Below are 12,986 nucleotides of genomic sequence, written 5' to 3' on the forward strand. Positions count from 1 at the left end.
CTCTTTCCGATACCTATTATACTATAAATCCCGCCTTATAACTTTGAGGAGTAGATTCCCTTTTTCGGAAAGCGCAGGCGGAAGGTGCTGCCGTGGCGCAGTTGGGACTTCACGTCGATGGTGCCCTTCAGGCTGTCCACATTGTGCTTGACGATGGCGAGGCCAAGGCCCGTAGATTTTTCGTTGTAACTCCGGGATTTGTCCGCCATGTAAAAGCGCTCGAAGATGCGGCGCTGATCGTCGTAGGAAATGCCGATCCCCGTGTCCTGAATGGTGACGACAAAGGTGGATTCGTCCTTTCCGTCCAAAACGATGCGCACATTGCCGCCTTTCACATTGTAGGCGATGGCGTTGTCCACCAAATTGCCGATAAGTTCCCGCATAAGATCCGGGTGGGTGTAGAGGCGATTGTCCCGATCCGGTTGAAAGCCCAGGTGAATGTCCTTCACCGCGGCGTCGGGCTCGTAGGATTTCAACACGTCTTTTACCAACATTTCCATGTCCACGACGCGGTACTCTTCCGGGCGATTCTTTTCTTCCAGGCGGCTCATGCTGATAATGGCGTTGATCAGCTCAAAGAGCTTGTTGGACTCGTCGAGAATAATGTCTAAAAACTTGTTTCGATCTTCCTCCGCCACCATGCCCGATCGCAAGAGTTCTGCGTAACCGGAAATGGAGGTGAGGGGCGTCTTTAATTCGTGGGTCACATTGGATGTAAATTCCCGGCGACTGCGCTCGGCCAGGCTCTGTTGGGTCTCGTCGATCATTAAGATCAACATGCCGTAAAAGGCGCCGGCGTCGTTAAAGATGGGATCGAAGAAAAACTTGATCACCACGCCCTCCATGGCGATTTTTTGCACGTCGTCTTTTTGATTGTCGAAGGCACGGGAAAAGGCATCGTAAAAATTGCGCTCACGGCACAAATAGAGCAGATCCTTCCCCTGAAAATTAATGTAGAGGGAGGCATTTAAAAGCTTTACCGCCGCTTCGTTTATGGAGAGGATTTTTCTGTCCTCGCCCACGAGGATCACGCCCTCGGTCATGTTGTCCACCATGTCGTTTAGGCCCGTGAGCCTGGAAGTCAGACTTTCCAGCTGCCGGCGTTCCCGCATGGCTTCCTTTTTCAGGGCCTCTTCATAGGTTTCGTGAAGGGGGCTCAGTTCCAATTTGTATTCCGGATCCTGAACGTAGCGCCGGTAATTTTGAATGAGAAAAACCCCCTCTTCTTCCTCCCGCTCCATGCGGTAGAGAATGAGCAGGTAGAGGGCCATGCCGCCGGCCACGGTGGCGATGATGGTGTAGGACAGGTAGTGGAAGGTGGAGGCCATCATGCTGTCGTGGGTCATGAGATTGATGAGCATGCCGCCGTCTTCAAAGACCGTGGTCTGAACGTATTGGGTTTCGAGAAAACCTTTGTGGTACACTTCCCAACCGGCGCTCGCCCTCTCTTTAAGGGGACTTTTTTTCGCGTAATCAGCCAAGGCATCGGTGCGCTCGGAAAGACTGTTGGTATAAATCACCTTGCCCTCGCCATTTAAATAGACGACGGCGTCGTCCCTGTCCGTGGCGTGAAGGTTTAACTGATGGAGGCGGGCGGCTTCGCTTCCCGCTTTTTTTAAATTGTCCGTCAGAGCCTCGAGGCTCTTTTCGTTATAACGAATCCCTCGATTGTGGTAGTCGAGGGATGCGGAAATTTGAAATATAAAGGCGACCATAAACGCCATTAAAAAACTGAATCGTCGTATCTTTTTGTTCATTCCTTGTATCCTACTTTGTAGCCGATGTTTCGCACGGTTTCAATAAGGGAGGCCTTGTCTTTCAGTTTGTGCCGCAAAGAGGCGATGTGCACGTCCACGGTGCGGGACTCTCCTTCGAAATCGTAGCCCCAAACCTGGGCCATAATGGTCTCCCGATTCAGGACGATGTTTTTGTTTCGGAAAAGATAGTACAAAAGCTCGAATTCCTTGTAGGTTAAGGTAATGGGCTCGCCGTTTACAAGAACCGTGCGCTTTTTATTGTCGATGACGACGCCGTCAATGGCGATGGAGCGGTCGCCCTCTTCCTTCGGGCGGGCGCGGCGCAAAACGGCCTTCACCCGCGCCACCAACTCCAGCACGCTAAAGGGCTTGACGATGTAGTCGTCCGCCCCCTTGTCCAGACCCACGATTTTATCCAGTTCCGACGATTTCGCCGTGAGCATAATGACGGGAATATCTTCCGTCGTGGGATTTTCGCGGATCCGACTCAAGATCGAGAGCCCGTCTTCCCCGGGAAGCATAATGTCCAGAAGAACGAGGGACGGCACTTTTTCGCGCATGGCCTCAAAGAGTTCTTCGCCGGAAGCGAAGCCCTGCACGTCGAAATCGCTGTTCTTTAGGGCATAGACGATTAAATCCCGAATGTTGCCCTCGTCTTCTACACAATAAATCATATTACACCCCGAATGTTTCTACACCTAAGTAATCCTTGTGGTGACCGGTGAGGGAGAATACGACCCACTCGCCGATGTTTTGTGCGTGATCGCCTACCCGCTCCAGGTATTTGGCGATCTGCAAAAGATCCACCGACTCTTCCGGATCATCTTGTCCGTTTTGAAGCTTGTGGATGAGCTTTTCCCGCACTTGCACGAAGAGATCGTCCACCACGTCGTCGTGATTGATGCATTGGGTGGCCAAGTCTTCGTCTTTTGTAATGAAGGCGTCGACGGCCATTTTAATCATGGCCGTGGATTCTTCAAACATGCGGGTGATTAAATCCGTGGTTACGGACAGAGGCTTGTCGTCCATGGTGAGGGAAATTTCGCAAATGTCCTGTGCGTGATCGCCGATGCGCTCCAAGTCCGTAATGATCTTTAGGGCCGCGGAGATAAAGCGCAGGTCCCCGGCCACCGGTTGCTGCTTCAACAGGAGCATGAGGCACATATCCTCAATATGCCGCTCCATGCGGTCCACATCCCGGTCGTTTTTGGATACGGAAATCGCCAGATCCTTGTCCCGGTTCTTTAAGGCCATCATGGCGTCGGCGACAGCTTGTTCCACCGTGGCCGCCATTTTTATAAGCAGGGTATTTAATTCGTCCAGTTCTAAATCGTATTGTTTTCTCATGTCATCCCCCTATTAACCGAAACGACCGGTAATGTAATCTTCCGTCCGCTTATCCTGCGGATTGGAGAACATTCGCTCCGTCGAATCCATCTCAATGACTTCTCCCGTAAGGAAAAACGCCGTCTTGTCCGACACCCGCGCCGCCTGTTGCATATTGTGAGTGACCATGACAATAGTATAATCCTTTTTTAAATCTTGTACCAGTTCTTCGATCTTTAATGTAGAAATCGGGTCCAGGGCCGAGGTGGGCTCGTCCATTAAGAGCACTTCCGGCTCCACGGCCAAGGCTCTGGCGATGCAAATCCGCTGTTGTTGCCCGCCGGAGACTTCCGTGGCCCGTTGGTGAAGCTTGTCTTTAACTTCTTCCCAAATGGCGGCGCCCTTTAAGGAGCGCTCCACGATTTCGTTCAGATCGTTTTTGTTTTTAATGCCGTGGGTTCTGGGCCCGTAGGCGATGTTGTCATAAATGCTCATGGGAAAGGGATTGGGGTTTTGAAACACCATGCCGACCCGCTTTCTCAAAAGATTCACGTCGTAGCCGGGATCGTAAATATCCTTGCCGTCCAAGAGCATGTGGCCCTCGATGCGGCAATCTTCCACCAAATCGTTCATGCGGTTCAGGCATTTTAACATGGTGGATTTCCCGCAGCCCGAGGGGCCGATGAACGCCGTGATCTCATTGCTCTTTATATCCAAATTGATCTTCTTTAACGCTTGAAAATCGCCATACCATAAATCAACGTCGCTGACCAACAGTTTTGTCTCACTCATTTAATTGCCTCCTGCTAATTTTGATCCGATAAAGGAACTTAATGCGTTAATTAAAAGGGTTAATACGATCAGAACAAAGCCCGTAGCAAAGGCCTGGTCCACAAACAATCCTTCCGTAGAAAGGACGTACATGTGAAGGGACAAGGTGCGGCCCGAAGACAAAAGGCTTGTAGGCATATCTGTGGTCGTCCCTAAGGTAAACATTAATGCCGCCGTCTCGCCGACGCAGCGGCCGATGGCCAAGATGACGCCAGATAAAATCCCCGGCACGGCCACAGGGAGGACGACGCGAATAATGGTGCGAAGCTTCCCCGCGCCCAGGGCGAGGGAGCCGCTGCGCAAGCTGTCGTTCACTGCCATTAAGGCCTCTTCCGTGGAGCGGATGATTAAAGGCAGAATCATAATGGACAAGGTAAAGACGCCGGAAAGAATGGAATAGCCAAGGTTCAGGGCGATGGAGAAAAACAACATGCCGAAGAGGCCGTAGAGAATCGAGGGAATCCCGGAGAGGGTTTCCGTGGTGAGGCGAATCACTTCCACGATGCGGCTGCCTTTTTTCGCGTATTCCACCAAATAGAAACCGGTGAAGATGCCCAGAGGCGTGGCGATTAAAAGAGAGAGCACCACGACGATAAGGGTGGTGATAATGGCGGGGAACATGGACACGTTCTCGGTGGTGTAGGTTTTTTCAAACATGGCCGGATTTAAGTGGGGTACCCCTTTGAGTACGATGTAGCCGACGAGAACGATCAAGACGGCAAAGGTAATAAAGGCCGCCGCGAGGATGAGCCCGCGTACGATGGACGAGCGCGTTTTCATTAGTCCATCCTCCTTTTTACGACATTAAAGATAAGATTGATCAGCAAGATAAAGATGAAGAGAACCACGCCGGTGGCGATCAAGGCTTCCCGATGGGCGCCGGTGGCGTAGGCCATTTCCAAAACGATGTTGGCCGTCATGGTGCGGGTGCCCATTTTTATGCTCTCGGGTACGATGGGTTGGTTCCCGGCGATCATGATAACCGCCATGGTTTCGCCGATGGAACGGCCGATGCCTAAAATAATCGCCGCCAAAATCCCCGACTTCGCCGCCGGTACGACCACGCGCATTAAGCTGCGTTCGTGGGTGGCGCCCAGGGCGATGGAGCCTTGGTAGTAGGACGTGGGCACGGAGCGCAGCGACGATTCGGAGAGCCCGATAATCGTGGGAAGAATCATAATCCCCAAGAGCACCGACGCCGTAAAGACCGTCATCCCCGTGCCGCCCCACCAGCCCCGCACGATGGGTACGAAGACCATGAGGCCGAAGAAGCCGTAGATAATCGAAGGAATCCCGGCCATGAGGTTCACTGCGGGCTTTAAGATTTTGTAAAGCCTGCTCGGGCAGTAGAAAGCCATAAACACGGCGGTTAAGACCCCGATGGGCACGCCGACGATGATGGATCCGATGGTGACGTAGATGGAGCCGACGATCATGGGCAGAATCCCGAAGGATGGCGGTGAGGCCGTGGGTTTCCAGTCCGTTCCCATTAAGAATTTGGCGATCCCCGTCTCTAAAATAAAGGGTACGCCGTTTTTAAAAATAAAGTAGCAAATAACGATAATGGATAAAACCGAAATAAGGGAGCACAGTAAAAAGATAAACTCCCACGTTTTTTCAAAACCTTTTGAATGCATGGTTCTCCTCCTTTTCATGGATACTTTACCAAGCCATTCTTAGGAAAAGATATGGCTTATGTAAAGTCTATGTAAACAAAAAAACAGGTGCCCTTAGACACCTGCCGTGATTTGTTTATTTTGCGAGATCGCCCCATGCGGTCATGTCGCCTTTGAAGATGTTCTTGATTTGTTCCATGGTAATGTCTTTCGCCGGATTGTCTTTGTTGACGATAACGGCGATGCCGTCTTGTGCCAAGACCGTACCTTGTACTTTATCTTTTTCTTCATCTTTGAGTTCGCGGGAGCTCATGCCGATTTGTGCCGTACCTTCGGCTGCTGCGGTGATCCCTGCGGAAGAACCGTTGGATTGAATTTGAATGTTGGCGCCGCTGTTCACTTTCTTGTAGGCTTCAACTAATTTTTCCATTAAGGGGGTAACGGATGTGGAGCCTGCTACGGTGATTTCGCCGCTGACATTGCCGGGGGTGTAATCTTCCGCTTGTTCGTTCTTTACATAGCCTTCTTCTTCGGCGATGGCTTGGCCGTCTTTCGAGAGAGCGAATTTCATGAAGTCGGCTTCCAGGGAACCTTCCTTCAGTTCACCCTTGGTAACCAAGAGGAAAGGACGGGCCAATTTGTATTCGCCGCTTAAAATGTTGGCGGGGGTTGCTTCTACGCCTTCCAAGGTAAGGGCTTTTACCGTTTCATTTAAAGAACCAAGGGAAATGTAACCGATGGCAGCGGGGTTGCCTGCGACGGTGGTCATAACGCCGTTGGTGGAGTTTTGTACCGTGGCCGATGCCGTGGTGTTGTCGACTTCTTGATCGCCGTTCTTTTCTAAAAGACCGGTGATTTCAGTGAAGGCGCCGCGGGTACCGGAGCCGTCTTCACGGGTGATAACGGCGATTTGACCCAGCTTATCCAGGTCGCCTGCTTCAGCGCCCTTGGATGCGTTGGCAGTGTTTTGGGTGTTGTTTGCTGCTTGATCGTTGCCGCCCTTGGCATTGTTGCCGGAGCCACCGCAAGCCACAAGACTCAGTGCCAGAAGAGATGCTCCAATGGCTAATTTTACGTTTTTAAATTTCATCGTTTGATTCCTCCTATAAAAAATCTTCATCAACTAAATGCATTGTATCGGCTCCCTATTAAACAGATATGATTTCAATGTAAAGACGATGTAAATCTTTTCAGAGGCGAAATTTATAATAGTTCGTCGATGTCGTGAACGATCTCTCGCGGCTCCATGTCCGCGGGGAAACGGCCACGCAAATGGCCCTCGCGGTCGATGAGGAACTTTTCGAAATTCCAATGGACGGGATCTTCCCCATCCGTTAGAGCGGCAAAGAGCGGATGAGGATTGTCCCCCACCGCGTCGATTTTTGAAAACATGGGAAAGGTAATGCCGAAGCGGGATTTTACAAATTCCTCGATTGCCGGCTCATCTTCCGGCTCCTGGGCTCCGAACTGATTGCAGGGAAAACCGAAAACGACAAAGCCGTCGTCTTTGTAGCGCTCATAAATGCGCTGGAGCCCTTCGTACTGATGGGTGCATCCGCAGAGACTGGCCGTGTTCACTACCAAGACCACTTGCCCCTCGTATTCACTGAAATCGACAGTCTGTCCGTGAATGTCTTTTGCGGAAATCGAATACAAATTCATACAATCCCTCCTTCCCTTTAGTATACGCTAAAATTTTTCCTTTCTCAATTTAAAATGCAAGCATTTTCACGCGTTGATAACCATCTGCTTTCGATAGACATCTTTCAAAAGAAAATCAACTTAACATCCAACATTACTTGTATTTATAATAAATTCTTACGTTTGACGACGGTGCGCGTTTATCCATAAACTTTCGTACACGCCCAAGACAGCTTTCGCAAAATCATTGTCGTTATAGATCTCTAGCGCTCCTTTTGTAGATCGGGTGCGCATGAGTCTGAAGCCGTTTAAAAATTCCTTTTTGTTTGTAAAAGACGTTCCATTCACTCCTTCTTTAAGTACGCCATTTAAACAATCGTCTCGTTGTACCAAGAGAGGCAATCCCGCCGCTAAAGCTTCCATATAGGTTAGGCCCTGGGTTTCTGCCTTGGACGCGGACACAAAGAGGTCGCCCAGGGCGTAATAGTTTTGAATCTCATCCCAAGGGACGCCACCGATAAAACATAGGTTGCGAATAGCCATGTCTTTCGCTTGCATCTGTAGTCTCTCTTTTTCAGGACCATCCCCTACGATCAACAGCCCCACGTCTTCTTCTTCGATTTCCAACCGTTTATAGTATTCCAGCAATTTATCTGTCCTCTTCTCTTCTGCCAGCCTCCCAACGGATAACAGAGTGTAACCGGATGATAGGTTGAAGCGGTGCTTTAACCGTTGCACTTTCTTTGTGTCGTACGATCTGAATTTATCAAGATCCAGTCCCGTAGGCACCACGTGAACATCGCGTATTACCCGGTATCCAAACAGTTTTTTTCTTACCTTCTCCGTCGGAACGATCACGGCATCGGAATAGTTGCAAAACTTCGCACTTAAGGCGCATACCATTCGCTTCAGGCCTTCTGTTTTCGGCAAGGGCAGATAATGGATGCAATCTTCATACATCGTATGGTAGCTATGTATGTGAGGAATGCCAAATTTTTTCGCCACCTGCAAGCCCAATATGCCGACAGTAAATTCCGTTTGCGTGTGAATGACGTCCAGATGCATTTGCTTACACTTATGGATCCAATAGGGCGCGACGACCAAGGCCAATTGTCTGTCTTTAACGATCACCGGACTGACACTGGGCAGCCGATAGATGCGTTCTTTAGGCGCGCTTTGTGTGTTTTTTGTTCGAGACGTAATCACATAGACGGTGTGGCCCATCCTTTCCAAGGCGCGCTTCAGTAAATAGGTAGAATGAGCTACTCCATTGATTTCGGGATAGTAAGTGTCTGTAAAGAGTCCGATTCGCATAATGCCTCCTTTTACTTGAGTTTATCGAGGACTTATGGGATCGGTATGATTTTCTTGTAAAATGAAATTGTTTTTTCGCGCAAATATCTATTATCTTATGTCTTCTTTGATTTCTCCGTATGTAATAAACATCCCCCGGCGTAGCCGGGAGTTTTCCTTTTTCGGCCCAAATAACCTGTATTACTAGCAGCGCCTGAAGGGCGTCGGTGGTCTGCTCGCGCTGACGTTGCTCGGCTACCCCTTAAAGGGGTTCGTCGTGTCAAAGGTTAGTTGCTCACTTATTTGATCCTCTTTCAACTGGTTTTGTATATACTCTTGAATCTTTTTAGCGTTTTTTCCAGCTGTATCAACGTAATAGCCTCGGCACCAAAACTGCCTTCCCCTATATTTAAATTTCAGGTCTCCCCATCGTTCATAGATCAAGATGCTGCTCTTCCCTTTTAGAAATCCCATGTATGAAGATACGGATAGTTTCGGCGGGATCTCTAGTAGCATATGAACGTGATCCGGACATACTTCCGCTTCGATTATGTTTACGCCTTTCCAACTACATAACTCGCGTAGAATCGCGCCTATTTCTAAGCGTTTCGATCCATAAAATACTTTTCGCCTGTATTTCGGAGCAAACACTACGTGATACTTACAATTCCATTTTGTGTGTGATAGACTATGGGTGTGATTTAGTGATGTCATTATTCCCTCCTGATTGTGATTGGTTGGCAGACCTTTCTTATCATACCATTCTGGGAATAACGGGTGATTATCGCTAAAGCTAAACGGAACCCCCGGTCTAACCGGGGGTTTTCTGATGCAAAAAAAGGACCAAGTCAATGACCTGGTCCTTTGATGTTTAATCGAAAGAGATTAGCCGTTTAAACGTTCGTAGTTTTCGAAGCGTTCTTTGGCGTTTCTTTCAGCTGCTTCGTAGAGTGCTTCTGCACGTTCGGGGAACAGCTTCTTCAAGGACGTATAACGAACTTCGCCTTCGAGGAATTCTCTGTAAGGTTTCGTCGGTGCCTTGGAGTCTAAGCTGAAGGGGTTCTTGCCTTCATCTTTGAGAGTCGGGTTGTATCTGTACAGGTGCCAGTAACCGGTATCCACTGCTTTCTTTTCTTCAGCAATGGAAACGCCCATACCTTGGCGAATGCCGTGGTTGATACAGGGTGCGTAAGCGATTACTAAGGACGGTCCGTTGTAAGCTTCAGCTTCCTTGATGGCCTTGAGGGCTTGGTTCTTGTCGGCGCCGATGGCGATTTGTGCGACGTAAACGTAGCCGTAGCTGGTCATCATGAGGCCTAAGTCTTTCTTGCGAACTTCCTTACCGTTGGATGCGAATTTTGCAACCGCAGCCGTCGGGGTAGCCTTGGAGGATTGACCACCGGTGTTGGAGTAAACTTCGGTATCGACGACCATGACGTTGATGTTTTCGCCACTGGCCAATACGTGGTCTAATCCGCCGTAGCCGATGTCGTATGCCCAACCGTCACCGCCGAAGATCCATTGCGACGGTTTGATTAAGAGACGTTTCATGCTGCTGATGGAAGCCAAGAGGTTGTCCGCTTCAGCATTGCCGGTCTTCTTGTCGAGCAAGGGAAGAATCTTGGCAGCAGCTGCCTTGGTAACTTCGTAGCTGTCGGAGTCTTCTAACCAAGCGTCGAATGCTTTGGCGATTTCTTCGTCAGCGCCTAATTCCTTGAATTCTTCCATGTGTTTCTTAATGGTTGCTCTTTGTTGATCAACTGCAACCTTCATGCCGTAGCCGTATTCTGCGTTGTCTTCGAACAAGGAGTTCGCCCAAGAGGGACCTTGACCCTTGTCGTTGGTGCAGTAAGGCATACTCGGTGCGGAACCGCCCCAGATCGAGCTACAACCCGTTGCGTTTGCAATCATCATGTGATCGCCGAAGAGTTGAGTAACTAATTTGATATAGGGAGTTTCACCACAGCCTGCGCAAGCGCCGGAGAATTCCAGGTGAGGCATGTGGAATTGCGAGTTCTTAACATTGTCTGCAGGAATTTGATCTTGCTTGGAAGATACGGTTTCTGCAAATTTCCAGTTGGCTTCTTGTTTTTCGAATTCTTCTTCGAAGGGTACCATGACAAGTGCTTTTTCCTTAGCGGGGCAAACTTGTGCACAGTTACCGCAACCGGTACAGTCGAGAGGAGAAACTTGAATGCGATATTCGAAGCCTTCCAGACCCTTACCGTTGGGTTTCTTCGTTTCGAAAGCTGCCGGTTTCTTTGCTGCTTCTTCTTCGTCTAATAAGAAGGGACGAATGACAGCGTGGGGGCAGACGAAGGAACATTGGTTACATTGGATACAGTTGTCGATTTGCCATTGAGGCACGTTCACTGCGATGCCGCGTTTTTCGTATCTGGAAGTACCGGACATGAAGGTACCGTCTTCCATGCCTTTGAATGCGCTGACGGGAAGGTCGTTACCTTCTTGGCGAGTCATGGGAACGAGGATGTCGTTGATGAATGCCGGTGCGCCTTCGATTTCGTGGGATTCGGTTTCGCTTAAGTTTGCCCATTCCTTCGGATAGTCAACCTTGTGAGCAGCGTTCATACCTGCGTCAACTGCAGCGTAGTTCATGTTGACGATGTCTTCGCCCTTGTGACCGTAGTCTTTGACGATGGCTTCTTTTAATTTTTCAGCGGCAACATCTTCGGGAAGTACTTCGGAAAGTTTGAAGAAGGCTGCTTGCATTACCATGTTGGTACGGTTACCTAAGCCGACTTCGCCTGCGATCTTCGTTGCGTTGATGATGTAGAAGTCTACGTCATTTGCAGCGATGGAACGCTTCAGGCTTGCAGGAAGATTTTCTTCCAATTCAGCTTCATCCCAGGTGGTGTTCAATAAGAAGGTACCGCCTTTTTTGATGCCGCGAAGCAGGTCGTATTGGTGTACGTAGGATTGCTTGGAGCAGGAGATGAAGTTTGCGGAAGTCAACAGGTACGTAGAGGTAATCTTGTTGTTACCGAAACGTAAGTGAGACATGGTAACGCCGCCGGATTTCTTCGAGTCATAGTCGAAGTAACCTTGTGCGTACATATCGGTGCCGTCGCCGATGATCTTGATGGCGCTCTTGTTTGCACCGACGGTACCGTCGGAACCGAAGCCCCAGAATTTGCAACCGATGGTTCCTTCCGGTTCGGTTTCGATAAATTCGTCGACATCCAAGGATAAGTTGGTGACGTCGTCAACAATACCGATGGTGAAACCGTCTTTCGGTTCGCTTGCACGCAGGTTCTTGTAAACTGCGAGGATTTGAGACGGGGTGGTGTCTTTGCTGCCTAAGCCGTAGCGGCCGCCGATAATAACCGGGCGATCGTCGCGGTCGTAGTACATGTCTTTAATGTCGAGTCTTAAGGGTTCAGCCGTTGCGCCTTTTTCTTTGGTGCGGTCTAAAACAGCCACTCTCTTAACGCTCTTCGGCATAGTGTCGAAGAAGTGTTTCTTAGAGAAGGGACGATAGAGGTGAACTTTCAGTACACCGACTTTTTCGCCCTTTGCGTTTAAGTAGTCGACAACTTCTTCAATGGTTTCGGTTACGGAACCCATTGCTACGATGACATCTTCTGCGTTTTCGTCGCCGTAGTAGTTAAACAGGCCGTAGTTTCTGCCGGTTAATTCGGAGATTTGTTTCATGTAATCTTCCGTAATACCGATAATGTCCGTGTAGAAGTGGTTAGCAGCTTCTACTTCTTGGAAGTAAATGTCGGGGTTTTGTGCAGTACCGCGTACTTCGGGATCTTGGGGAGCCAAAGCACGTGCTCTGAATGCATTGACTGCGTCCATGTCGACGAGTTTTGCCAAGTCGTCGTATTCGAGCACTTCGATTTTTTGGATTTCGTGGGACGTACGGAAACCGTCGAAGAAGTGAACGAAGGGGACGCGGCCTTTGATTGCGGACAAGTGAGCAACACCGGCTAAGTCCATGGCTTCTTGTACGGAACCGGATGCGAGTAATGCGAAACCGGATGCGCGAGCAGCCATAACGTCTTGGTGATCACCGAAAATGCTCAGCGCGTGGCTGGCTAATGCACGAGCTGCAACGTGGAATACGCCAGGAAGCAATTCCCCTGCAATCTTGTACATGTTCGGGAGCATCAGGAGAAGACCTTGAGATGCGGTGTAGGTCGTGGTCAAGGCACCTGCTTGAAGTGCACCGTGTACAGCACCTGCAGCGCCGGCTTCGGATTGCATTTCCTTTACAGATACTTCGTTGCCGAAAATATTCTTTCTGTGATTGCTTGCCCAGGCATCAATATGTTCTGCCATCGGGGATGAGGGCGTGATCGGGTAGATGCACGCCAGGTCAGAGAACGCATAAGCCACGTGCGCGGCCGCTGTGTTCCCGTCCATTGTTTTCATCGTCTTTGCCATTTGAACCTCCTAATTTAACAACATTTTCCTATGACTCAATTATATCAGTCATAAATTGAAATTCAAGTCGTTGACCGAAGTATTCAATATTTCGATATGTGAAAAAACAAAC

Annotated in this window: 11 protein-coding genes; all 11 read right to left on the reverse strand. The window is 49.5% G+C overall.

All coding sequences use genetic code 11. From position 1 onward, the window contains the following. Positions 1-35: 35 nt before the first annotated feature. The 11 genes from DG046_RS01505 to nifJ all read right to left on the reverse strand — a co-directional run bounded on the left by DG046_RS01505 (position 36) and on the right by nifJ (position 12,874). The gene (locus DG046_RS01505; RefSeq protein ID WP_108830833.1) at positions 36-1,757 is read right to left on the reverse strand and encodes a sensor histidine kinase; all 1,722 of its coding nucleotides are present in this window, start codon (positions 1,755-1,757) and stop codon (positions 36-38) included. Further along, positions 1,754-2,431 (reverse strand): response regulator transcription factor, encoded by a 678-nt coding sequence (locus DG046_RS01510; protein WP_108830834.1) that lies wholly within the window; start codon positions 2,429-2,431, stop codon positions 1,754-1,756. The genes DG046_RS01505 and DG046_RS01510 overlap by 4 nt, the downstream gene beginning before the upstream one ends. A gap of 1 nt (position 2,432) precedes the next feature. Next, positions 2,433-3,104 (reverse strand): phosphate signaling complex protein PhoU, encoded by a 672-nt coding sequence (phoU, locus tag DG046_RS01515; RefSeq protein WP_108830835.1) that lies wholly within the window; start codon positions 3,102-3,104, stop codon positions 2,433-2,435. A 12-nt stretch (positions 3,105-3,116) separates the two neighbouring features. After that, on the reverse strand, positions 3,117-3,875 hold the full coding sequence (gene pstB / locus DG046_RS01520) for a phosphate ABC transporter ATP-binding protein PstB (RefSeq protein WP_108830836.1): 759 nt from the start codon (positions 3,873-3,875) through the stop codon (positions 3,117-3,119). Further along, positions 3,876-4,694 carry a phosphate ABC transporter permease PstA gene (pstA, locus tag DG046_RS01525; protein WP_108830837.1) on the reverse strand — a complete coding sequence of 273 codons (819 nt, stop codon included), beginning with the start codon at positions 4,692-4,694 and terminating at the stop codon, positions 3,876-3,878. Continuing rightward, positions 4,694-5,551 carry a phosphate ABC transporter permease subunit PstC gene (gene pstC, locus DG046_RS01530; protein ID WP_108830838.1) on the reverse strand — a complete coding sequence of 286 codons (858 nt, stop codon included), beginning with the start codon at positions 5,549-5,551 and terminating at the stop codon, positions 4,694-4,696. The genes pstA and pstC overlap by 1 nt, the downstream gene beginning before the upstream one ends. A gap of 115 nt (positions 5,552-5,666) precedes the next feature. Further along, positions 5,667-6,620 (reverse strand): substrate-binding domain-containing protein, encoded by a 954-nt coding sequence (locus DG046_RS01535; RefSeq protein WP_108830839.1) that lies wholly within the window; start codon positions 6,618-6,620, stop codon positions 5,667-5,669. Positions 6,621-6,733: 113 nt separating this feature from the next. Continuing rightward, positions 6,734-7,192 (reverse strand): glutathione peroxidase, encoded by a 459-nt coding sequence (locus DG046_RS01540; protein WP_108830840.1) that lies wholly within the window; start codon positions 7,190-7,192, stop codon positions 6,734-6,736. A gap of 156 nt (positions 7,193-7,348) precedes the next feature. Beyond that, positions 7,349-8,485, reverse strand: a complete 1,137-nt coding sequence (locus DG046_RS01545; RefSeq protein ID WP_108830841.1) for a glycosyltransferase — start codon at positions 8,483-8,485, stop codon at positions 7,349-7,351. Positions 8,486-8,719: 234 nt separating this feature from the next. Beyond that, positions 8,720-9,178 carry an IS200/IS605 family transposase gene (gene tnpA / locus DG046_RS01550; protein WP_108830842.1) on the reverse strand — a complete coding sequence of 153 codons (459 nt, stop codon included), beginning with the start codon at positions 9,176-9,178 and terminating at the stop codon, positions 8,720-8,722. Between the two features lie 171 nt (positions 9,179-9,349). Further along, the gene (gene nifJ / locus DG046_RS01555) at positions 9,350-12,874 is read right to left on the reverse strand and encodes a pyruvate:ferredoxin (flavodoxin) oxidoreductase (protein ID WP_108830843.1); all 3,525 of its coding nucleotides are present in this window, start codon (positions 12,872-12,874) and stop codon (positions 9,350-9,352) included. Positions 12,875-12,986 lie beyond the last annotated feature (112 nt).

It is taken from the genome of Aedoeadaptatus coli, from assembly GCF_900343085.1.
GTDB classification, from domain to species: domain Bacteria; phylum Bacillota; class Clostridia; order Tissierellales; family Peptoniphilaceae; genus Aedoeadaptatus; species Aedoeadaptatus coli.

What these genes read in the sequence shown, in the direction of transcription:
- DG046_RS01505 (WP_108830833.1), bottom strand. Translation starts at nt 1,757, where the DNA reads ATGAACAAAAAGATACGACGATTCAGTTTTTTAATGGCGTTTATGGTC.
- DG046_RS01510 (WP_108830834.1), bottom strand. Translation starts at nt 2,431, where the DNA reads ATGATTTATTGTGTAGAAGACGAGGGCAACATTCGGGATTTAATCGTC.
- phoU (WP_108830835.1), bottom strand. Translation starts at nt 3,104, where the DNA reads ATGAGAAAACAATACGATTTAGAACTGGACGAATTAAATACCCTGCTT.
- pstB (WP_108830836.1), bottom strand. Translation starts at nt 3,875, where the DNA reads ATGAGTGAGACAAAACTGTTGGTCAGCGACGTTGATTTATGGTATGGC.
- pstA (WP_108830837.1), bottom strand. Translation starts at nt 4,694, where the DNA reads ATGAAAACGCGCTCGTCCATCGTACGCGGGCTCATCCTCGCGGCGGCC.
- pstC (WP_108830838.1), bottom strand. Translation starts at nt 5,551, where the DNA reads ATGCATTCAAAAGGTTTTGAAAAAACGTGGGAGTTTATCTTTTTACTG.
- DG046_RS01535 (WP_108830839.1), bottom strand. Translation starts at nt 6,620, where the DNA reads ATGAAATTTAAAAACGTAAAATTAGCCATTGGAGCATCTCTTCTGGCA.
- DG046_RS01540 (WP_108830840.1), bottom strand. Translation starts at nt 7,192, where the DNA reads ATGAATTTGTATTCGATTTCCGCAAAAGACATTCACGGACAGACTGTC.
- DG046_RS01545 (WP_108830841.1), bottom strand. Translation starts at nt 8,485, where the DNA reads ATGCGAATCGGACTCTTTACAGACACTTACTATCCCGAAATCAATGGA.
- tnpA (WP_108830842.1), bottom strand. Translation starts at nt 9,178, where the DNA reads ATGACATCACTAAATCACACCCATAGTCTATCACACACAAAATGGAAT.
- nifJ (WP_108830843.1), bottom strand. Translation starts at nt 12,874, where the DNA reads ATGGCAAAGACGATGAAAACAATGGACGGGAACACAGCGGCCGCGCAC.